The organism is Rhodococcus sovatensis, from assembly GCF_037327425.1.
GTDB lineage: Bacteria > Actinomycetota > Actinomycetes > Mycobacteriales > Mycobacteriaceae > Rhodococcoides > Rhodococcoides sovatense.
On sequence record NZ_CP147846.1, the window covers coordinates 43,972 to 68,362 of the forward strand.

Sequence of the window (24,391 nt, forward strand, 5' to 3'; positions counted from 1 at the left end):
GTGGGGATCAAGGGAGTGCAACGCTTCTTCTACGCCGAGGTGGTGAGCACGGAACGCATCTCGCCCTCGCTCGTGCGGGTGGTATTCGGCGGTGACGGATTGGCTGACTACACGTCGAACGGCGCCGCTGACGAGTGTGTCTCGCTGTACTTCGCCGGCGAGGGCGAGGACAAGCCGCCGGCGATGACCGAGAAAGACGGCGACTGGGCGTACCACGACATCGACGAGCCCGAATATCGCAACTACTCGGTTCGGAGCTGGGACGCGACCGCCAAGGAAATGTCGATCGACTTCGTCGCGCACAAGGGCGGCATCGCGGCGTCATGGGCCCTGGCCGCGGCACCCGGCGACGTCCTCGGACTGTGGGGACCTCGAGGTTGGTACGACCCGCCGAGCGACACCGCATGGCAACTGCTCGTTGCCGACCTGACAGGGCTTCCAGCCTTGTCTAGAGCCGTCGAAGAGCTACCGGACGGGTTCCCGGTTCGAGCGATCGTGGAAGTTCTCGACAACGGCGACAAAATTCCGATCGAGACCAATGCGGACCTGAGCATCGAGTGGCTGATCGGCGGAAACGGTCATGGGCCGTCGCGCCTGGCTGACGCCGTACGCGCCGAGACCCTTCCGGATGGCCAAGGCTACGTGTGGTTCGCCGGAGAGGCGGCCACGAGCCGAGACGTGCGCAAGTACCTGCGCAAAGAGCGTGGCTTCGGCAATGCGCAGTTCGAAACCATCGGATACTGGCGCGTTCGCGCCGAAGAGTGGCTCCAGAAGTACGAAGCGGTCGAAGACCGGCTACACAGCGAGTACCAGCAGTTGATCGACGCCGGAGCCGCAGAGGCAGACGCCGACAATCGCTGGGAGGAAATGCTCGAGGAAGCCGGGCTATAGCTGTGCGCTGTAGATGAGCCACAGATGTGCGTATCGGCCACCCGCTTCAAGTAGCTCGTCGTGGGTGCCCTCCTCGATCAAGGCGCCGCCTTCCAGGACCACGATTCGATCGCACACTCGTGCCTGGGAGAGTCGGTGGGCGATGACGATTGCCGAGCGCCCGCGCAGAGCCTGCGCAGCCGCGTCGTCGAGCAACGCCGCATTGCTCGAATCGGCGTCCGCGGTCGCTTCGTCGAGGATTGCAACGGCAGGGTCACTCAGGACCATTCGTGCCAGCGACAGAAGTTGCACGTCAGCGGCGGTGATTCGATGCCCCTCCTCGCCGAGGACGGTATCCAGACCGTCCGGCAGGGACTTCAACAGGGTGTCGGCTCGCGTGATCTGCAGCGCGGATCGAAGCATGTCGTCCGTTGAACCCGGTGCGGCGAGCAGTAGATTCTCCCGCAGGGTTCCGGAGAACACATGCCCTTCCTGGCTGAGATAGGCGATCTGTGCGCGGGTGACCGCGAGGTCGATTCGTCCGCTGTCCGGTTCTCGCACCCCCGCGACGAGCCGAGCGAGTGTGGTCTTTCCCGATCCGCTCGTGCCGACGATCGCGACGTGTTCACCGGCGGATACGTGCAGGCTGACGCCGTCGAGTACCGGATGATCGGCGCGGTAGGCGAAGCTGACGTCGTGGACGTGTACCAGTGACTCCGTGGCCGGCGACGACGTCTCGGCGGGCTCGGTCGGTTCCGAGTGCCGGGGCAGGTCGTGCGTCACACCGACGACCCTGGCGAGTGACGCCGTCGCGGACTGCAGGTCGTCCATGACGTACAACAGTCCCGAGATCGGCGCCGCGACCTGCAAGAACAGCAACGATGCGGCAGTGATCTCGCCGAGGCTGGTGCCCCGAGGGGCCGCCACGAAGAAACCGCACGCCACGACGACGAGGAGTCCGACGACCTCCGCGAGATTGATGCGGCTGAACAAGCGGTTCTGCATGATTTTTGCGCGTACCTCCCACCTGGCGACCTCCCAAGCGGCCGTGCGAATCCGTGCAACACGACCGGGACCGGCGTGGAAGGCCTTGACGGTGGGCAGCGCCGACAAGGTGGTGAGTACGCGTTCGCCGCGGGTGCTGTCAGCCGAGCGCAGCACGGCGTAGACCGGCGGGACGGCAGGGAGGTACCAGCGCAGAGCCGCGACGTACAACGGCACCGCCAGCGCAAACGCAACGCTGAAACGCCAATCGATAACAGCGGTCCCGACGAGCGTCAACGTGATCGTGAATGCAGCTGCGGCCACAGCGGGCAAGATCGTCGGGAACTCTTCTGACACGTTGCGGGTATCCGTTGCCGCGCGGGTAACGATGTCGCCCGCACCCACCCGTTCGATCTCGGCTTCCGGCAATGCGAGTGCCGCGGTGAGATACCGCTCCCGCAATTCGGCGACCATCGTGTCGATCAAACGTCCGAGAGCCACGACACCGAAGAACTCGACGGCGCCACCGACGATCGCGGCCGCACCCAGGCCTGCCAGTTGCCACCAGAACACGGTCGGAATTCCGGACTGACCGCTGCGCGAGGCGGTATCGACGATCCAGCCGACCGTCAGCGGTAGGACGAGCGTGGACGCGGCGGCGACCAGCAGCAGCACCATGATCCCGCCCACTCGCCACCAGCTGCCCGCGGCCAGTGTGCGCACCTCGCTGACCATCTGTCGCCGATCGGCAACCGGCAGGCGGGGCGGATCGTTGGCGTCGACCGCGAAATTCATGAGTCGAGGCTCTTCGGTGGGACGCTCGCGACGAGTTGGCCAGGGGGTCGACGCACGCTGCGGTCGGCCACTGCATGAAATGCCGCAGACGACGTGATCACGAGTGTCGTCATTCCGGCGCGGGCCGTGTGGACCCGCTCGGCGATGTCGGACTCGGTTGCCGAATCGACCGAGTTCGTAGGGTCGTGCAGGACGAGAATTCGGGGCTCGCGACAGATAGCCCGGGCCAGAGCGACGCGTTGTCGCTGTCCGCCGGAGAGCGTCCGACCGAGGTCGGAAATCGGTGTCTCGTAGCCGAGCGGCAACTCGTGTTCGAGGCTTTCGCAGCGTGCCGTGCGCAGCGCTGCGACGGCCCGATCGCGATCGGTGCTCCCGGACATGACGCTCGCCAACACTGTGTCTTCGAGAAGATCCGCCTGATGGGGTGCGACCAGTATCAGCCGTCGGATCGCGGAAGGATCGTAGCTCGGTAGTGGTTGGCCGTTCATTTTCACCTGCGCTCCGACGCTCCCGGCGAGTGTCAAGGCCGCGACCAATGCGTCGGCGTCGACTGCGGCGAGCTCGATCGCTACGAACTCGCCCGGTTCGACGTCGAGTGACTCGATGTCTTGTGTCGTGATCTGCAGCAACGGGGGATCCGGCACCGGAGTGTCACCGCGTGCTTCCGGATTCGGTTCGACGTGTAGCTGGTCGAGTACCCGCCGCGCCGAAGCCAATGCCTGGGCCCCGATCGTTGCGGCCACCTCAATCAACTCACGTAACGGCTCGAGCAGCACCTGAGCCATCGCGGCAGCCGCGATGAGTTCGCCGACCGAGATCGAACCATCGAAGGTAAGCGCGGCGGCGACGGCAGTGACCACTCCGGCGAAGAGGCCCATGAGCGCGGCATTCGTTCCCCGCACCGCACCCTCGGCCGTGTTCGCGGCGAGCGTGCCACGCAGCGCCGTCCGGCTCACCCGCCGATAGTGGTTCGCAGCCGCCTGCTGTGCGTGGATGCCGCTGATGACCCGATAGCCGGTGATGAGGTCGGCCGCGGAGCTTGCGGCATCGGCGATTCCCTCCTGTTCCTGTTCGGCGCGATTTCGCAGGGGGCGGGCGACGATCGCCATGAATACGAGCAAGAGCGGCGCGCCCACGATGACCGTCAGGCCCAGGACCGGATGAATGACGAAAAGAGACACCGCCGCGACGAGCACGGCCGCCACGTTGCCGAGCGGGTAGATCGCGAAGTAGAGCGAAAACCCGACCCGGTCACTGTCCGAGGTGGCGACCGACAACAGGCGCCCGGGAAGCTGTGCGGGTCCCGCCGTTCCCCGAGCATCGAGTATTCGTTCGACGATCCGGGCGGACAGTTCGTACTGTGCGCGCTGGACGCAATACCAGCCGATCCACCCACCGAAGTGATACGTCACGTTGATCACCAGATACAGACCCGCGATCGCGGCGACCCACAGTAGAAAGCCGCCGAGCGCATCCTCGGTAGGGGTACCTCTCGTGACCGGACCGATTCCCTCGTCGATCGCGGCCCCGAGCGCCAGCGGTACCAAAGCACTCGCGGCATTGAACAATACGATCAACAGGCAACCCCCAGCGGCATACCAGCCCGCCGACCGGATGACCGATAGCGTGAGCCCCAGCGGCGACATCCCCGTCCGAATCGTGATCCGTTGTGCCGGTGGAGTATCCGGGATCTCGAAGAAAACGGGAAGGTGCTTCGGTGGTTTCCAGGCCGTCGTCATGCCTCGCTGCGCTTCTTGTCGGTGGCGGCATCGAACTGTGTGGACAGTTCGATTTCCAGCTCTGCCACGGCACCTTCCGAGAGGCCGATGATGTCGAGCTCCGCGGCACCGTCGGCGACGCAATAGCGGATCACGCAACGGTAGGCGGTCTCCACGCCCTCCCTCAAGCCTGGGTCGGCGAGTTTTCCGACGGTGTTAGTCACGAGCGCAATGGAATCGCTCAACTTCCGCAAGCTCCGCCGCCCCGCACGGTTGTGGTAGCGAAGCAACGAATACTGTCGTCGTTCGGCTTCGGACAGACCGCTGATGTACGGCCACGTTGCTGTGAACGGCCCGATCGCAGGTTTTGGGGATGCCGTAGTCGTTTCGAGATCGACCGTCACCTCCGTCGAGTTGCTCTGTGCAATCCGGCGGAGAGACTCGGCGATGAGCTCCGGCAAGTCCGATGTCTCGACCGCCAGATCAGCTCGCATGTGTGCATGGTTGCCGGCGGACCACATGGTCGAATCAACTAGCCGGCTGATACCAGTCGCATCGACCCAACGCTGCGCGAGTTCGCCGTCGAGGTTCTGTCCCGCGGTATCGATCGCTTCCAGCGCGGACTCGAGTGACACAGTCGCCGAACCCTCGACTTGCCCGGTAAGAATACGGGCGATCTCGTGAACCGAGCCTCGGTCGGCAGCCGCGGCATGCGCAGCGACCAGTAGCCAACTCTGGGTGGGTGTGCCCCACGTTGCGATTGCTGCCGGTAGACCCTCCGTGATGCTGATCAACGATGCGACGCGGGAGGCTGCGGCGGAGTCACTGGTCTCCGGATCGAGTTCGACAACTTGCTTCGATAGATCGACCGTTCCCGCCGGGGCGATCTCAGATGTCCACAGCCGACGGTTCAACGGCGAAACCCTCATCCGCAACGCATCGGTCCTGTTCACAAGCGAGGCGAACGCGGACTGCAGGCCCGACAGAGCTGTCCGGTCGATCGCAACCAGCTCGGTGTAGACCCAATCGTTCGGCTCGTCGCCGGCCTCGCGGAGCCGTTCGAGCGTGGACGAGGTACTGAGCGGAATCGGTTCTGCCGCGATCTCTGGAATGTCCAGTACCCCGGCCAGACCCGCGATCGTGCGCTTTTCGAAGACGTCTCGCACGGTGAACTGCAGGCCTTCACGGCGAGCTTTCGAGACGACGAGAATCGAGGAGATGGAGTCGCCGCCGAGGCGGAAGAAGTCGTCGTCGATGGAGATGGGTGCATCACTCGGTAGTGCCAACACCTCGGTGTAGATGGTGGCGAGGGTGTGTTCTGTGGGTGTGGTGGGGTGTTGTCCGCCGGTGAGGGCGGTGGTGAGGTCGGGTGTGGGGAGGGCTCGGTGGTCGAGTTTGCCGTTCGCGGTGACCGGGACGGTGTCGATGGGGATGAAGACGGTGGGGATCATGTAGTCCGGTAGCCGGTCGGTCAGATACTCCCGCAGTTCCCCGTCGGTGGTGTGGGTGCCGGTGGTGTGGGTGCTGGTGTGGTAGGCGGCGAGGTATTTGCCGGTGCCGGCGGGGTGGTCGGTGGCGATGATGATGGCGGCCCGGATGGCGGGGTGTTGTTCCAACACGGTGCGGATGTCGTCGAGTTCGATGCGGTAGCCGCGGATCTTGACTTGGTCGTCGGTGCGGCCGAGGTAGTCGAGTTGTCCGTCGGTGTTCCAGCGGACGAGATCGCCTGTGCGGTAGAGGCGTTGGCCTGAATTGGTGGTGGGGTCGGCGATGAAGCGGGTGGCGGTGAGGTCGGGGCGGGCGATGTAGCCGTCGGCGAGTTGGATGCCGCCGAGGTAGAGCTCGCCGGTGATGCCTGCGGGTACTGGGCGTAGCCAGGGGTCGAGGACGTGGGTGGTGGTGTTGGTGATGGGTTCGCCGATGGGGACGCTGGTGCCGTAGGTGGTGTCTGCGGGGTTGAGGTGGTGTCCGGTGGTTTCGACGGCGGCTTCGGTGGGGCCGTAGGTGTTCCATACCTGTACGGCGGTTCCGGTGAGGGTGGTGGCGAGGGTGGTGGGGAATGTTTCGCCGCCGAGGGCGAGGTGGCGTAGGGGTGTGTTGTTCAGGTCGAGTCCGGCGTCGAGCATGGCTTGGGCCATGGTGGGGACGAGTTCGACGAAGCCGATGGGTTCGGTGTGGAGGATCTCGGTGAGGTAGTGGGGGTCTTTGTCGCCGCCGGGGCGGGTGAGGCGGATGGTGGCGCCGATGGTGAGGGGCCAGAAGAATTCGGGGACGGAGACGTCGAATCCGATGCTGGTTTTCTGGAGGACGCGGTCGCCTTCGGTGAGGGGGAAGACTGTTTGGCGCCAGGTGATGAGGTTGATGATGGCTTGGTGGGAGATCATGACGCCTTTGGGGCGTCCGGTGGTGCCGGAGGTGAAGATGACGTAGGCGGTGTCGGCGGGGGTGAGGGCCCGTGTCAGCACCGGTGCGGTGGTGTGTCCGGTGTCGAGGCGTGCCGCGATGTCGGGGTTGTCGAGGTGTATCGCGTTCGTTCCGAGTTCGGTGGTCTCGAGTTCGGTGGTGGTGATCTGGAGTGTGGGGGTGGAGTCTTCGAGGATGTGGGTGATGCGTTCGCCTGGGTAGTCGGGGTCGATCGGTACGTACGCGGCGCCTGCTCGGATCACGGCCAGGAGTGCGGTCACCAGGTCCACGCTGCGGGGGAGTATGACTGCGACGCGGTCTCCGACCTGGACGCCGCGTTCGATGAGTATGTGGGCCAGTGCGTTTGCGCGGATGTCGATCGTTGTGTACGACCATTGCGTCTGTGTGTCGTCGGTGACGGCGACGGCGTTGGGGGTGCGGGTGGTTTGGGTGCGGATGAGTGTGTCGAGGGTGGTGCCGGCTGCGGGTTCGCTGGCTCCGGTCGACCAGGCGGCGATGATGTCGCGTTCGTCGTCGGTGATTGCATTCAGTGCTGCCAGACGTGTGTCCGGGGCGGTTACCAGCGTGTGCAGGATGAGTTCGAAGGTTGCGATGAATTGGTTGATCGTTGCGGTGTCGAATAGTTCGGTGGCGTAGGTGAGGGAGCCGACCATGCCGTTGGGGGTGTCGACGATGTCGAGTTCGAGGTCGGTCTTCGTTGCGTCGAGTGAGGTGTGGCCGTAGTTGGCACTGCGAAGTCCGGGAAGTTCCGGTGTGGGTTCTTCGTCGCTGTCGGAAGTGGTGTGGGTGAGGAGGATTTGGAAGAGGGGTGTGCGGTTGGTGGTGCGGGGTGTGTTGGTGGTGCGGGTGATGTGTTCGAAGGGAGCGTGTTGGTGGGCGAATGCGTCGAGGACGGTTCGGTGGGTTTGGGTCAGTTGGTCGGTGAAGGTGTTGTTCGGGTCGAGGTGGTGGCGTAGGGGGAGGGTGTTGACGAAGTAGCCGATGAGGTCGTGCAGTCCGTCTTCGGTGCGTCCGCCGACGGGGGAGCCGATGACGATGTCGGTGCCGGCGCCGAGCAGTGATGCGGTGATGGCGGTGACGGTGTGGGTGAGGGTGAACATCGTGACTCCGCTGTTCGCGGCGATGGTGCGGGCTGCGGTGGTGGTGTCGGGGTCGATGGTGAAGGTGAGGTCGGTGCCGTGTTGGGTGGGTTGTGTGGGGCGGGGGTGGTCGAGGGTGATGATCGGTTCTTCGGGGGCGTCGGCGAGGGTGGTGCGCCAGTAGTCGAGGTGGTGGTCGAGTTCGGTGGCGAGGACGGTGCGTTGCCAGGTTGCGTAGTGGGCGTAGGTGACTGGTAGTGGTGTCCACGTGGGGGTGGTTCCGGCGAGTCGTGCGGTGTAGGCGGCGCCGAGGTCGGTGACGAGGGCGGGGGTGGACCATTCGTCGATCGCGTGGTGGTGTGCGGCGAGGACGATCGTCCATTGGTCGGGTGCGTTGCGCAGTATGGCGATGCGGAGGGGGAGGTCGGTGGCGAGGTCGAATCGTGCGCCGACGACGGCATCGATGTGGGCTTGTATGTCTGCGGGTTCGCTTTCGCGCATGTCGGTGATCTGGATGGGGAGGGTGTTGACGGCGTGTTCGGTTTCGACGATGTGTTGGGTGAGGGTGCCGTCGTGTTCGACGAGCAGGGTGCGGAGGGGTTCGTGGCGGGTGACGAGGTCGCCGATGGCGGCGGTGAAGGCGGTGGTGTCGAGGTGGCCGGTGAGGGTCCAGACCGTCGGTACGACGTATTGGGCGGCGGGTCCGCCGAGTTGGTCGATGACCCAGAGTGCTTGTTGGCCGTAGGACGCCGGGATGGGGTCGGTGACCTCGATGTCTGCCACGTGCATTCGTGACAGGTGTGCTGTGGTGGTGTCGGTGATCGCGGCGAGCCCGGCGATGGTGGGGGTGGTGAACACCTCTCGCAGGGTCAGGGAGGTGCCGAGTTCGGCGTTGATTCGGGCGGCGACGCGGGTTGCGGTCAGTGAGTGTCCACCCAAGCGGAAGAAGTCGTCGTCGATGGAGATCGGGGTGTCTGCGGGTAGGCGCAGGATGTCGGTGAAGATTGCGGCGAGGGTGAGTTCGGTGTCGGTGGTGGGGTGTTGTCCGCCGGTGAGGGCGGTGGTGAGGTCGGGTGTGGGGAGGGCGCGGCGGTCGAGTTTGCCGTTGGGTGTGGTGGGGATGGTGGTGATGGGGATGAAGACGGTGGGGACCATGTAGTCGGGTAGCCGGTCGGTGAGGAAGGCCCGCAGTTCGGCGTCGGTGACGTCGGTGACGTCGGTGGCGTGGTCGCTGGTGGTGCTGGTGTGGTAGGCGGCGAGGTATTTTCCGGTGCCGCTGGGGTGGTCGGCGGCGGTGACGACGGCTCTGGTGACGGCGGGGTGTTGTTCCAACACGGTGCGGATGTCGTCGAGTTCGATGCGGTAGCCGCGGATCTTGACCTGATCATCGGTGCGGCCGAGGTAGTCGAGGTGTCCGTCGGTGTTCCAGCGGACGAGATCGCCTGTGCGGTAGAGGCGTTGGCCTGAATTGGTGGTGGGGTCGGCGATGAAGCGGGTGGCGGTGAGGTCGGGTCGGGCGATGTAGCCGTCGGCGAGTTGGATACCACCGAGGTAGAGCTCACCGGTGATGCCTGCGGGGACGGGTCGTAGCCAGGGGTCGAGTACGAGTGTGGTGGTGTTGGTGATGGGGGTGCCGATGGGGACGCTCGCGCCGTAGGTGTCGGTGTCTGCGGGGTTGAGGTGGTGTCCGGTGGTTTCGACGGCGGCTTCGGTGGGGCCGTAGGTGTTCCATACCTGTACGGCGGTTCCGGTGAGGGTGGTGGCGAGGGTGGTGGGGAATGTTTCGCCGCCGAGGGCGAGGTGGCGTAGGGGTGTGTTGTTCAGGTCGAGTCCGGCGTCGAGCATGGCTTGGGCCATGGTGGGGACGAGTTCGACGAAGCCGATGGGTTCGGTGTGGAGGATCTCGGTGAGGTAGTGGGGGTCTTTGTCGCCGCCGGGGCGGGTGAGGCGGATGGTGGCGCCGATGGTGAGGGGCCAGAAGAATTCGGGGACGGAGACGTCGAATCCGATGCTGGTTTTCTGGAGGACGCGGTCGCCTTCGGTGAGGGGGAAGACTGTTTGGCGCCAGGTGATGAGGTTGATGATGGCTTGGTGGGAGATCATGACGCCTTTGGGGCGTCCGGTGGTGCCGGAGGTGAAGATGACGTAGGCGGTGTCGGCGGGGGTGAGCGTCCGCGTCAGCGTTGGTGCTGCGCTCGCGCCCCGCGTCACACGTGCAGCGATCGCCGGGTCGTCGAGGAACACTCCGTCGATACCCGTGCCACTCTCGATACCCGTGCCGCTGTCGATACCCGTGCCGCTGTCGGTGGTGATCAGGAGTGAGGGTGTGGAGTCTTCGAGGATGTGGGTGATGCGTTCGGTGGGGTAGTCGGGGTCGATGGGGACGTACGCGGCGCCTGCTCGGATGACGGCGAGCAGTGCGGTCACCAGGTCCACGCTGCGGGGGAGTATGACTGCGACGCGGTCTCCGACCTGGACGCCGCGTTCGATGAGTATGTGGGCCAGTGCGTTTGCGCGGATGTCGATCGTTGTGTACGACCATTGCGTCTGTGTGTCGTCGGTGACGGCGACGGCGTTGGGGGTGCGGGTGGTTTGGGTGCGGATGAGTGTGTCGAGGGTGGTGTTGGGGGTTGGTTGTGTGGGTCCGGTGGACCAGTGTGCGAGTTGTTCGTGATCGGAGTCGGTGTGTAGGGGTAGGGCGGCGATGCGGGTGTGTGGTGCTGTGGCGAGGGTGTTCAGGGTGGTGTCGAGGAGTGTGGTGAGGGTGGTGATGGTGTCGTGGGTGATGCGGTGTGGTTGGTAGGACAGTTCGATGGTGATGTGGGTGGGTGTGGGCAGGATGCCGAGGGTGAGGGGGTAGTGGGTGGAGTCGTGGATGTCGACGTCGGTGAGGGTGAGGTCGTTGTTGTGTGCTGTGTTGTCGTCGTCGATGGGGTAGTTCTCGTAGACGAGGAGGGTGTCGAAGAGTGCGGGTAGGCCGGTGAGGTGGTGTAGGTCCGGTAGTGGGGTGTGGTGGTGGTCGAGGACGGTGGTGTTGTGGTGGTGGATTTGGTCGAGGAGTTCGCCGGCGGTGGGGTTGTTGCCGAGGTGGGCTGGGGTGGGGATGGTGTTGAGGAACATGCCGACGGCGGTGTCGATGCCGTCGATGTGGGCAGGTCGTCCGGAGACGGTGGTGCCGAAGGTGATGGTGGGTTGGCCGGTGATGGCGCCCAGGGTCAGTGCCCAGGCGGTGTGGATGACGCTGTTGAGGGTGGCGCTGTGGGTGCGGGCGAGTGTGGTGAGTTGGTGGGTGAGGGTGGTGTCGATGGTGTAGGTGAGTTCGGTGGGTAGTTCTGTGCTGCTGGTTTCTGTGCTGGTGCTGGTGCTGGTGGTGGTGTCTGGTGTGGTGGCGATGAGGGTGGGTTCGGTGACCTCGGCGAGGGCGGTGGTCCAGGTGTCGAGTGAGGTGGTGTGGTCGTGGTGGGTGAGCCAGTTGAGGAAGGTGGGGTATGTGGGGTCGGGGTGTGCGGGGGTGGTGGGGTTGTTGTAGGCGCGGAGCAGTGTGGCGATCAGTGGCGGGGTGGACCAGCCGTCGGTGATGGCGTGGTGGATGGTCAGGATCAGGGTGTGGTGCTGCGCTGCGGTGGTGACCGCGGTGACGCGCATCAACGGTGCTTCGTCGAGCGCCATCGGGATCGCCCGGTCTGCGTCGAGGATCGCCGCGATCGCGGTGGTGTTGTCGGTATCGAGAGTGATGTGGGACAGGGTGATGGTGGCGTGGGTGGGGATGACGGCGACGTAGTCGCCGTTCGCGGCTGGCGTGATCGCGGCCTTGAGATTGGGGTGTGTGTCCGTAAGTCGCGTGAGGGCGGTGCGTAGTCGGTCCAGATCGAGCGGTCCGGTCACCGTCACCGCAGTGTGGGTGAGATAGACGTCGGTACCGGTTACAGCCCCGAGGAGCGACTCGAAGACCATGCCGTGTTGCAGCGGCGTCAAAGGTTGGACGTCGGTGATCTCGCCGTATCGGTGTTCCCAGGTGGCGAGGTCGTTGTAGGTGAGGTCGGTGGCGGTGAAGTCGGTGAGGGATCGGCGTGTGCGGCCTGCCCCTGCGCCTGTGGTGTAGGCGGCGAGTGTGTGCAGGGCGGTGGTCCACAGTTGGACGAGTTCGTGTGCGTGTTCGCGGGTGAGGATGTTTTGGGCGTAGGCGAAGGATCCGTCGAGGATGGTGGCGCCGTCGGTGTTCGACACTGCGGCGATGTTGATGTCGATCACTGCTGCGGCGGGGAGTTCTGGGGGGAGGTGTCCGCGGATGCCGGGGATTTCCGGTGCACTTGCCCACGACCGGTCGCCGGCTGTGCTGGTGGTGAAGGTGCCGAGGTAGTTGAATCCGATGTCGGGGGTGGTCGTCGGTAGGGCTACGTCGGGGTTGAGGTGGGTGAGTATGCCGTGGCCGATGCCGCGGTCGGGGATGCGCGCGAGTGTGTCTTTGATGCGTAGTACTGCGTCTGCGGCGAGGGTGGGGTCGGTGACTGTGGTGTTCGGGTCGAGGTCGGTGAGGTCGGCCAGGAGTGGGTACCAGGTGGTGAACCAGCCGATCGAGCGTGAGAGGTCTGCCCCGGGGACGAGTGTTTCTTGGCGGCCATGGCCTTCCATGCCGATGGTGATCGGGAGTGGTTCGAGGCCGCGGCGTGCGCGCCACGCGCCGGTTGCGGCGGTCAGTGCGGTGAGCAGGATGTCTTCGACGCTCGCGGTGAGTGTGGTGGTGACGTCGCCCAGAAGGGTGGCGGTGAGGTCGGCGGGAACGGTGAGGTGGATCTGTCCGGTCGTGGCGTGGTTGTCGCGCTCGGGGTCGATGCTGCGGTCGCCGAAGAGGGGGTGTGTGGCGTCGGCGACGGTGGTCCAGTGCTCGAGCTGGTCGGTGAGATCGCGGTCGTGTGCGCGTTCGGTCAGTGCGTGGGTCCAGGTGGTGATCGAGGTGCCTGCCGGTAGCAATTCGGTTGTGGTGGTGCCGGTTTCGAGTGTCCAGGCGTGCGCGAGGTCGTCTTCGAGGATGCGCCAGGAGACACCGTCGACGGCGAGGTGGTGGACGACCATGACGAGCCGGCCGGTGGTGTCACCCGAGTTGGTGTCGTCGGAGTGGGTGCACCACATGGCGCGCCACAAAATCCCGTTCGTCGGGTCGACCTGATCGGACATTCGGGTGACGAGATCGTCGACTGTCCTCAGCCACTGCGGGCTCGACCAACCATCCGATACCGTCAGCGATTCGATCGGCGGTTCGACCGTTGTGGAGGGAAGCGTGAACTCCCAGGTCTCGGAGCGGCGAATGCGAGCTCCGAGCGTGGGGTGGGCTGCGGCGATCCGACTGAGGATTCGTTGGAGGGTGTCGGTGGTGAGGTCGGGTGGGGTGGTGAAGACGAAGGATTGGGTGAAGTGGTCGAAGCCGGGTCGGCTGTGGTGGTGGGCGGCGATCGGTAGTAGTGGTGCGGTGGTGACGGCGGTCGGGCCGGATTCGGTGTGGGTGCGGGTGTCGGCGATTTTTGCCAGGGCTTTGATGGTGCGGTGGGTGAATATTTCGGCGGCGGTGATGGTTATGGCGGCGCGGCGGGCTCTGGTGACGACTTGGATGGAGGAGATGGAGTCGCCGCCGAGGCGGAAGAAGTCGTCGTCGATCGATAGTTCGGTGTCGGTGGGGAGGTGCAGGATGTCGGTGAACACGGTGGCGAGGGTGGTTTCGGTGACCGTGGTGGGGTGTTGTCCGCCGGCCAGTGCCCCGGTGAGGTCGGGTGTGGGGAGGTTGCGGCGGTCGAGTTTGCCGTTGGGTGTGGTGGGGATGGTGTCGATGGGGACGAACACGGTGGGGACCATGTAGTCGGGTAGTCGGTCGGTGAGGAAGGCGCGTAGTTCGTCGGGATCGACGTCGGTGCCGGTGTGGTAGGCGGCGAGATATTTTCCGGTGCCGGCCGGGTGTTCGGCGGCGATGACGATGGCGGTCGATACGGCGGGGTGCTGTTCGAGGACGGTGCGGATCTCGTCGAGTTCGATGCGGAAGCCTCGGATCTTGACCTGATCGTCGGAGCGCCCGAGGTAGTCTAGGTGTCCGTCGTGGTTCCAGCGGACGAGATCGCCTGTGCGATAAAGGCGTTGACCCGAGCCGGTGGGGTCGGCGATGAAGCGGGTGGCGGTGAGGTCGGGTCGGGCGATGTAGCCGTCGGCGAGTTGGGTGCCGCCGAGGTAGAGCTCACCGGTGACCCCGACCGGAACCGGCCTGAGCCACGAATCCAACACCCGCACGTGCGTGTTCGCGACCGGTGTGCCGATGGGCACGGTCACCGCATCGGCGAGGGAGTCTGCGTGGACGGGTTCTGCGGTGACGTCGACGGCGGCTTCGGTGGGGCCGTAGAGGTTGTGCAGGTCGGCACCAGCGAAGAGTCGGTCGGCGGCGGCGGCGTTGGGGGCGGGGAGGGCTTCGCCGGAGAAGAACACCCGCCGCAGCGATGCCAGCCGGTCGGGGTCGGGGGCGGAGGTGAGGAATGCGCCGAGCATGGCGGGGACGAAGTGCAGGACGGTGATCTGGTGGCGGTCGATGATGTCGGCGAGATACGAGGGGTCTTTGTGGCCGCCGTCTGTGGCTATGACGAGGGTGGCGCCGACGACGGCGGGGAGGAAGAATTCCCAGACGGAGACGTCGAAGACGGCGGGGGTTTTCTGCAGGATCCGATCACCGGCGCTGATTCGGTAATCGGTGGCCATCCAGGTGAGGCGGTTGATGATCGCTCGGTGGGAGATGGTGACGCCTTTGGGGCGTCCGGTGGTGCCGGAGGTGAAGATGACATACGCCGTGTCGGCGGGGGTGAGGGTTCGTGTCAGGACCGGCGGGGTGGCCTCGCCTCGTGTCAGGCGTGCCGATACCGCGGGGTCGTCGAGGAAAGTGCGGGTGATCACCACAGTGGGGGTTGCATCGTCGAGGATGTGCCCGATTCGCTCATCCGGATATTCCGGATCCACAGGCACATACGCTGCCCCGACTCGGATGACCGCGAACAACGCGGTCACCAAGTCGACACTGCGGGGTAGGACGACCGCGACCCGGTCCCCTATGTGTACTCCGTGCTCGAGCAGGACATGCGCGAGCGCGTTGACCCGCGCGTCGAATTCGGTGTACGTCCACTCGGTTCCGGTGTCGTCGATGACCGCGACCGCATCCGCGGACACCGCCACTTGACGTCGAATCACCGCATCGACCGTCGAATCCGCCACCGACACAACCGGACCCGTCGAGAGTGTGGAGATGTGTTCCGAATCGGCGGTGGGCAGGGCATCGAGTGCTGCCAGTCGTGTGCCTGGTGTGGCGACAAGGGTTTTCAGGACGCGTTCGAAGGTTGCGATGAATCGGTCGATGGTGGCGGGGTCGAACAGTTCGGTGGCGTAGGTGAGGTAGCCGACCATGCCGGTGGGGGTGTCCGTGATGTCGAGATCGAGGTCGGTCTTGACTGCGCCGAGCGCGGCAGGCCCGATATTGGTGACGTTAATACCGGGTAGGTCCAGTGTGGTTTCGCCGTCGGTGCTGTTGTGGGTGAGGAGGATTTGGAAGAGGGGTGTGCGGTTGGTGGTGCGGGGTGTGTTGGTGGTGCGGGTGATGTGTTCGAAGGGTGCGTGTTGGTGGGCGAATGCGTCGAGGACGGTTCGGTGGGTTTGGGTCAGTTGGTCGGTGAAGGTGTTGTTCGGGTCGAGGTGGTGGCGTAGGGGGAGGGTGTTGACGAAGTAGCCGATGAGGTTGTGCAGTCCGTCTTCGGTGCGTCCGCCGACGGGGGAGCCGATGACGATGTCGGTGCCGGCGCCGAGCAGTGATGCGGTGATGGCGGTGACGGTGTGGGTGAGGGTGAACATCGTGACTCCGCTGTTCGCGGCGATGGTGCGGGCTGCGGTGGTGGTGGTGTGGGGGTCGATGGTGAAGGTGAGGTCGGTGCCGTGTTGGGTGGGTTGTGTGGGGCGGGGGTGGTCGAGGGTGATGATCGGTTCTTCGGGGGCGTCGGCGAGGGTGGTGCGCCAGTACTCGAGGTGGCCGGCGAGTTCGGAGGTGGGGTCGGCGGCGTCACCGAGGGTGGCGCGTTGCCAGGTTGCGTAGTGGGCGTAGGTCACCGGTCGTGGCGGCCAGGTGGGGGCGGTGCCGGCCTGTCGTGCGGTGTAGGCGGCGGCGAGGTCGGCGATGAGGGCGGGGGTGGACCATTCGTCGATGGCATGGTGGTGCGCGATCAGAGCGATCGTCCAGTGATCCTCGGCGGTCCCGTGATCGGGTGCGGTCCGGAAGACGGCGACGCGGAGGGGGAGGTCGGCGGCGAGATCGAATCCGGTGGCGATGAGGGCATCGATGTGGGTGTCGACGTCGGTGGGTGTGCTGTGCCGCATGTCGGTGATCTGGATCGAAAGTCGTTCGGTGACGTGTGCGGGGTCGACGATGTGTTGGGTGAGGGTGCCGTCGTGTTCGACGAGCAGGGTGCGGAGGGGTTCGTGGCGGGTGATGAGGTCGCCGATGGCGGCGGTGAAGGCGGCGGTGTCGAGGTCGCCGGTGAGGGTCCAGATCGTGGGTACGACGTATTGGGCGGCGGGTCCGCCGAGTTGGTCGATGACCCAGAGTGCTTGTTGGCCGTAGGAGGCGGGGATCGGGTCGGGGACCGTGATGTCGGTGATCCGTACTCGCGGGAGGTGTCCTGCGGCGGCGACGTCGTCGAGGGCGTCGAGGGTGGTGTCGATGAGGTCGGCGAGGCCGGCGATGGTGGGGGTGGTGAACACTTCGCGCAGGGTCAGGGAGGTGCCGAGTTCGGCGTTGATACGGGCCGCGACGCGGGTCGCGGTCAGGGAGTGCCCACCGAGGCGGAAGAAGTGGTCGTCTGCGGTGAGTGTGGTGTCGTCCGCGAGTCCCAGGACTTCGTGGAACAGTCGCCCGAGTGCTTTCTCCGCATCGGTGTCGAGTTCCTGTCCGCCGGTGAGGGCGGTGGTGAGGTCGGGTGTGGGGAGGTTGCGGTGGTCGAGTTTGCCGTTCGGGGTGGTGGGGATGGTGTCGATGGGAATGAACACGGTGGGGACCATGTAGTCGGGTAGCCGGTCGGTGAGGAAGGCCCGCAGTTCGGCGTCGGTGACGTCGGTGGCGTGGTCGCTGGTGGTGCTGGTGTGGTAGGCGGCGAGGTATTTTCCGGTGCCGCTGGGGTGGTCGGCGGCGGTGACGACGGCTCTGGTGACGGCGGGGTGTTGTTCCAACACGGTGCGGATGTCGTCGAGTTCGATGCGGTAGCCGCGGATCTTGACCTGATCATCGGTGCGGCCGAGGTAGTCGAGGTGTCCGTCGGTGTTCCAGCGGACGAGATCGCCTGTGCGGTAGAGGCGTTGGCCTGAATTGGTGGTGGGGTCGGCGATGAAGCGGGTGGCGGTGAGGTCGGGTCGGGCGATGTAGCCGTCGGCGAGTTGGACGCCACCGAGGTAGAGCTCACCGGTGATGCCTGCGGGGACGGGTCGTAGCCAGGGGTCGAGTACGAGTGTGGTGGTGTTGGTGATGGGGGTGCCGATGGGCACGCTGGTGCCGTAGGTGTGTGTGGTCGTGCCGGTGCCGGTGCCGGTGTCGGTGTCGGGGTGTGTGGGGTTGAGGTGGTGTCCGGTGGTTTCGACGGCGGCTTCGGTGGGGCCGTAGGTGTTCCAGATGTGTACGGCGGTTCCGGTGTCGGTGAGGGTGGTGGCGAGGGTGGTGGGGAATGTTTCGCCGCCGAGGGCGAGGTGGCGTAGGGGTGTGTTGTTCAGGTCGAGTCCGGCGTCGAGCATGGCTTGGGCCATGGTGGGGACGAGTTCGACGAAGCCGATGGGTTCGGTGTGGAGGATCTCGGTGAGGTAGTGGGGGTCTTTGTCGCCGCCGGGGCGGGTGAGGCGGATGGTGGCGCCGATGGTGAGGGGCCAGAAGAATTCGGGGACGGAGACGTCGAATCCGATGCTGGTTTTCTGGAGGACGCGGTCGCCTTCGGTGAGGGGGAAGACTGTTTGGCGCCAGGTGATGAGGTTGATGATGGCTTGGTGGGAGATCATGACGCCTTTGGGGCGTCCGGTGGTGCCGGAGGTGAAGATGACGTACGCGGTATCAGCGGGTGTGAGTGTGGAGTCGGTGAGTGTGGTGTCGGGGGTTGGGGATTGGTGTAATGCGGTGGTGGTGACGACGGTGTCAGCGTCGAGTGCTTTGTGGTGGTGGGTGTGGAGGTCGATGGTGGTGATGACTGCGAGCGGGGCAGAGTCTTCGAGGATGTGGGTGATGCGTTCGGTGGGGTAGTCGGGGTCGATGGGGACATAGGCTGCGCCCGCGCGTATCACCGCGATGAGTGCGCTGACGAGGTCGATACTGCGTGGAAGCATGACCGCGACACGGTCGCCCCGACGCACGCCGAGTCCCGCTAGATGAGTGGCCCATGCCTGTGCTCGCGTATCGAGGTCGGCGTAGGAGATGGTGGTGCCGTCGTCGTCGGTGACGGCGACGGCGTGGGGTGTGTGGGTGGTTTGGGTGCGGATGAGTGTGTCGAGGGTGGTGTTCGGGTTCGGTTGTGTGGGTCCGGTCGACCATCGTGCGAGTTGTGTGTGGTCGTGGTCGGTGAGGAGGGGGATGGCGGCGATTCGGGTGTGTGGTGCGGTGGCGAGGGTGCGGAGGGCGGTGTCGAGGAGGGTGGTGAGGGTGGTGATGGTGTCGTGGGTGATGCGGTGGGGTTGGTAGGACAGTTCGATGGTGATGTGGGTGGGTGTGGGCAGGATGCCGAGGGTGAGGGGGTAGTGGGTGGAGTCGTGGATGTCGACTCCGGTGATGGTGAGGTCGTGGTGTGTGTCAGTGTCGTCGTCGATGGGGTAGTTCTCGTAGACGAGGAGGGTGTCGAAGAGGGCAGGGAGGCCGGTGAGGTGGTGTAGGTCCGGTAGTGGGGTGTGGTGGTGGTCGAGGACGGTGGTGTTGTGGTGGTGGATTTGGTCGAGGAGTTCGCCGGCGGTGGGGTTGTTGCCGAGGTGGGCTGGGGTGGGGATGGTGTTGAGGAACATGCCGACGGCGGTGTCGATGCCGTCGATGTGGGCAGGTCGTCCGGAGACGGTGGTGCCGAAGGTGATGGTGGGTTGGCCGGTGATGGCGCCCAGGGTCAGTGCCCAGGCGGTGTGGATGACGCTGTTGAGGGTGGCGCTGTGGGTGCGGGCGAGTGTGGTGAGTTGTTCGGTGAGGGTGGTGTCGATGGTGTAGATGTGTTCGATCGGGTGCGCTGTGTCGGTGGTGGTTGTGCTGGTGGTGGCGATGAGGGTGGGTTCGGTGACCTCGGCGAGGGCGGTGGTCCAGGTGTCGAGTGAGGTGGTGTGGTCGTGGTGGGTGAGCCAGTTGAGGAAGGTCGGGTATGTGGGGTCGGGGTGTGCGGGGGTGGTGGGGTTGTTGTAGGCGCGGAGCAGTGTGGCGATCAGTGGCGGGGTGGACCAGCCGTCGGTGATGGCGTGGTGGATGGTCAGGATGAGGGTGTGGTGGTCTTTTGCGGTGGTCACTGCGGTGACACGCATCAACGGCGCTTCGTCGAGCGCCATCGGGATGGCCCGGTTCCGTGCCACGGCTTTGTCCACGGCATCTGCCTCGCCGATGCCATTCACTGCGGTGAGTTCGATCGTCGCGTGCGTAGGAATGACGGCGACGTAGTCACCGTTCGAGGCCGGTGTGATCGCCGCTTTGAGGTTGGGATAGATCTCGGTCAACGTGCGCAGGGCTCTGTCGAGCCGTTCGTTGTCGAGCGTTCCGGTGACGTGGACCAGCGTGTGCGTGAGATACAGGTCCACGCTGGCGCTGTCACCAAGCATGGATTCGAAGACCATGCCGTGTTGCAGTGGCGTCAACGGTTGGACGTCGGTGATGTCGCCGTAGCGGTGTTCCCACGCGGCGAGGTCACCGTAGGTCATATCGCTGGCGGTGAAGTCCGCGAGGGAACGACGGACGCGGCCGGCACCCACGCTGGTGGCGTAGGTGACGAGCGTCTGTAACGCGGTGGTCCACAACTGGACGAGTTCGTGAGCCTGCTCGCTCGTCAGAATATTCTCGGCATAGGCGAAAGATCCATCGAACATGGGGTCGCCGTCGCTACCGGTGAGAACCGCGATGTTGACATCCACCACTGCTGCAGCGGGCATGTTTTTCGGCAGGTGTGCGCGAATTCCGGAGAACTCAGGCGAATTGGACCATGGTTTGGCGGCGCCGTTGCCTGCACTGAAGTTGCCGAGGTAGTTGAATCCGAGGTCGGGTGTGGTGGCGGGTAGGGCTGCGTCGGGGTCGAGGTGGGTGAGTATGCCGTAACCGATGCCGCGGTCGGGGATGCGCGCGAGTGTGTCTTTGATGCGTAGTACTGCGTCGGCGGCGAGGGTGGGGTCGGTGATGGTGGTGTGGGGGTCGAGGTCGGTGAGGTCGGCGAGGACTGGGTACCAGGTGGTGAACCAGCCGATCGAGCGTGAGAGGTCTGCCCCGGGGACGAGGGTTTCTTGGCGGCCGTGGCCTTCCATGCCGATGGTGATCGGGAGTGGTTCGAGGCCGTGGCGTGCGCGCCAGGCGCCGGTTGCGGCGGTCAGTGCGGTGAGCAGGATGTCTTCGACGCTCGCGGAGAGTGCGGTGGTGACGTCGTTCATCAGGGGCCCGGCCGGGATTTTCACGTCGATGGTGGTGACGGTGGCCTGGGTGTCGCGCTCCGGGTCGATTCCAGTCCCGCCGAACAGCGGGACGACCGCGTTCACCACCGTGCTCCAGTGATCGAGTTGGTCGGTGACATCCTGCTCGGTCAGTGCGTGGGTCCAGGTGGTGATGGAGGTGCCGACCGATAGCAGGTCGGTGTCGGTGGTGCCGGTGTCGAGTTTCCAGGCGTGTGCGAGGTCGTCTTCGAGGATGCGCCAGGAGACTCCGTCGACGGCGAGGTGGTGGACGACCATGACGAGTCGGCCGGTGGTGTCACCGGGATCGGCGTCACCAGGATTGGCGTCACCAGGATTGGCGATGTCGGGATTGGCGATGTCGGGATTGGTGCACCACGTGGCGCGCCACAAAATCCCGTTCGTCGGATCGAGCTGCTCGGAGAGCCGCGTCGTTAGGGCAGTGACGTACGCAGGCCAGCGCGGTCCGGACCAGCCGTGGGTGAATTCGGCGGTGTCGAGTCGGGCGGTGACTTCGATCGGGGTGGCGGTGTCGGTGAAGTGTGGTGTGCCGGTGTCGTCGATATCGAGGCGGCCCTGCAGGGTCGGGTGGTGTCCGATGACGCGGGTGAGGATTCGTTGGAGGGTGTCGGTGGTGAGGTCGGGTGGGGTGGTGAAGACGAAGGATTGGGTGAAGTGGTCGAAGCCGGGTCGGCTGTGGTGGTGGGCGGCGATCGGTAGTAGTGGTGCGGTGGTGACGGCGGTCGGGCCGGATTCGGTGTGGGTGCGGGTGTCGGCGATTTTTGCCAGGGCTTTGATGGTGCGGTGGGTGAATATTTCGGCGGCGGTGATGGTTATGGCGGCGCGGCGGGCTCTGGTGACGACTTGGATGGAGGAGATGGAGTCGCCGCCGAGGCGGAAGAAGTCGTCGTCGATCGATAGTTCGGTGTCGGTGGGGAGGTGCAGGATGTCGGTGAACACGGTGGCGAGGGTGGTTTCGGTGACCGTGGTGGGGTGTTGTCCGCCGGCCAGTGCCCCGGTGAGGTCGGGTGTGGGGAGGTTGCGGCGGTCGAGTTTGCCGTTGGGTGTGGTGGGGATGGTGTCGATGGGGACGAACACGGTGGGGACCATGTAGTCGGGTAGTCGGTCGGTGAGGAAGGCGCGTAGTTCGTCGGGATCGACGTCGGTGCCGGTGTGGTAGGCGGCGAGATATTTTCCGGTGCCGGCCGGGTGTTCGGCGGCGATGACGATGGCGGTCGATACGGCGGGGTGCTGTTCGAGGACGGTGCGGATCTCGTCGAGTTCGATGCGGAAGCCTCGGATCTTGACCTGATCGTCGGAGCGCCCGAGGTAGTCTAGGTGTCCGTCGTGGTTCCAGCGGACGAGATCGCCTGTGCGATAAAGGCGTTGACCCGAGCCGGTGGGGTCGGCGATGAAGCGGGTGGCGGTGAGGTCGGGTCGGGCGATGTAGCCGTCGGCGAGTTGGGTGCCGCCGAGGTAGAGCTCACCGGTGACCCCGACCGGAACCGGCCTGAGCCACGAATCCAACACCCGCACGTGCGTGTTCGCGACCGGTGTGCCGATGGGCACGGTCACCGCATCGGCGAGGGAGTCTGCGTGGACGGGTTCTGCGGTGACGTCGACGGCGGCTTCGGTGGGGCCGTAGAGGTTGTGCAGGTCGGCACCAGCGAAGAGTCGGTCGGCGGCGGCGGCGTTGGGGGCGGGGAGGGCTTCGCCGGAGAAGAACACCCGCCGCAGCGATGCCAGCCGGTCGGGGTCGGGGGCGGAGGTGAGGAATGCGCCGAGCATGGCGGGGACGAAGTGCAGGACGGTGATCTGGTGGCGGTCGATGATGTCGGCGAGATACGAGGGGTCTTTGTGGCCGCCGTCTGTGGCTATGACGAGGGTGGCGCCGACGACGGCGGGGAGGAAGAATTCCCAGACGGAGACGTCGAAGACGGCGGGGGTTTTCTGCAGGATCCGATCACCGGCGCTGATTCGGTAATCGGTGGCCATCCAGGTGAGGCGGTTGATGATCGCTCGGTGGGAGATGGTGACGCCTTTGGGGCGTCCGGTGGTGCCGGAGGTGAAGATGACATACGCCGTGTCGGCGGGGGTGAGGGTTCGTGTCAGGACCGGCGGGGTGGCCTCGCCTCGTGTCAGGCGTGCCGATACCGCGGGGTCGTCGAGGAAAGTGCGGGTGATCACCACAGTGGGGGTTGCATCGTCGAGGATGTGCCCGATTCGCTCATCCGGATATTCCGGATCCACAGGCACATACGCTGCCCCGACTCGGATGACCGCGAACAACGCGGTCACCAAGTCGACACTGCGGGGTAGGACGACCGCGACCCGGTCCCCTATGTGTACTCCGTGCTCGAGCAGGACATGCGCGAGCGCGTTGACCCGCGCGTCGAATTCGGTGTACGTCCACTCGGTTCCGGTGTCGTCGATGACCGCGACCGCATCCGCGGACACCGCCACTTGACGTCGAATCACCGCATCGACCGTCGAATCCGCCACCGACACAACCGGACCGGCCGAGAACGAGACATCAGCGTCGACCACCCTCACCGACGCGATCCGACTCTCTGGAACGGCAGCGAGCCGACCCAGGAACCGCACGAATCCATTCGCTGTGTCGATCACTCCGGAAGCCGCCACTGCAGGATCGCTCGTAGCCACGTCCAATAGGAATCCGTGGACCGAATCGCGATACGCCATGAGGTCGAGGAAGCCGACCGGTCCGCTGGCGATCGTTTCTTGGCGCCCACGGATCGGACCGAAGGACTGGTTGTAGTCGAACGCCTTGATATTCAACTGTGGGATCGCCTGGTAGTCGTCGGGCCCGTTCGGCCACATGCGCGCCAGTTTCTCCCCGGCCACGGTGTGACGCGCAGCGGTTCGCACTTCACTGCTCACCTGCTGCAAGAGTTCGCGCACGGTTGCCGACGGGCTCGGACGGAAGGCCACCGGGGCTGCTCCGACGAGCATCGCCGGAGTTGTCAGAGCGGGCCGCCCGGACCGGTTCATCTGCGGCAATCGCACGGCGAACGCATCTCGGCCGACGAGGGCTGCGGTGTAGAGGCCCCAGCCCAGGGCGACGACATCGGACCACGTCGCGCGGGCAGTACGAGCCAACTGGTCGATCGACTCGGCCACGGTGGCCGAGATCGTGACGTGCGTTCGAGCGTCGGTGAGGAAGAACTGTCGGGACGCGTCGAAGGTGATCGGAGTGATGTCGTCGACGGCTTCGAATCGTTGCAACCAGTGGTCGTCGACGTTCGCGGCGCCCGCTTCTGCGAGTTCGGAGTACGCCCCGAACCATCGCGGCGGGATCGGCTCGTTGTCGACGAGTGCGGTGTACACCTCGGCGACGCGGCGGGTCACCAATCCGAGGCCGTAGGCGTCCAGGAACAGGTGATGGGTGGCGAACTCCCACGCCCAGCCTTCCGCTCGGCGGTGGATCACCGACATCGATTCGAACCGGTCGTCGCCTGCGCCGAATTCGTGGCACCTCGTCCACGCTCCGGTCCGGATCCGGGTGTCCGGCTGGGCGACGCCGACCACTGTCGTCGTGCCGACTGCCCCGCTCGTCCGGTGCAACACCGGTAGTCCGTCGGCATCCTCGACGGGGCGAAGGCCGAGGACGTCTGCTTCGGATATCGCGACGTCGATCGCACGCTCCAAGAGCGGGGTGTCGATGTCGCCGTCCAGCCAGATCAGTTGCGAGATTCGAAAGGCGTCGGCACCCGGTGTGACCTGCTCTGCAGTCCAAACGCCCAACTGCGCGGACGTCAGCGGAAGACGAACCTCGATCACACCGAACTCCTTCACTAGGAAAATGCTTAGCCTAACCTAACACTAGTGTTGGAGCCATTG

Annotated in this window: 4 protein-coding genes; 1 reads left to right on the forward strand and 3 read right to left on the reverse strand. The window is 65.2% G+C overall.

Annotated elements, in window-relative coordinates:
• Entirely contained in the window at positions 1-891 is an 891-nt protein-coding gene (locus WDS16_RS00215) for a siderophore-interacting protein (RefSeq protein WP_338889608.1), read from the forward strand.
• Here the strand turns inward: WDS16_RS00215 and WDS16_RS00220 are convergent.
• The 3 genes from WDS16_RS00220 to WDS16_RS00230 are packed head-to-tail and all read right to left on the reverse strand — an operon-like array spanning position 886 to position 24,331.
• Positions 886-2,649: an ABC transporter ATP-binding protein gene (locus tag WDS16_RS00220; RefSeq protein ID WP_338889610.1), complete on the reverse strand. Its 1,764-nt coding sequence runs from the start codon at positions 2,647-2,649 to the stop codon at positions 886-888. The two genes, WDS16_RS00215 and WDS16_RS00220, sit on opposite strands and share 6 nt — an antisense overlap.
• Positions 2,646-4,388 (reverse strand): ABC transporter ATP-binding protein, encoded by a 1,743-nt coding sequence (locus WDS16_RS00225; RefSeq protein WP_338889612.1) that lies wholly within the window; start codon positions 4,386-4,388, stop codon positions 2,646-2,648. Before WDS16_RS00225 ends, WDS16_RS00220 begins: the two co-directional genes overlap by 4 nt.
• Positions 4,385-24,331 (reverse strand): amino acid adenylation domain-containing protein, encoded by a 19,947-nt coding sequence (locus WDS16_RS00230; protein WP_338889614.1) that lies wholly within the window; start codon positions 24,329-24,331, stop codon positions 4,385-4,387. The genes WDS16_RS00225 and WDS16_RS00230 overlap by 4 nt, the downstream gene beginning before the upstream one ends.
• Between the last annotated feature and the right edge of the window lie 60 nt (positions 24,332-24,391).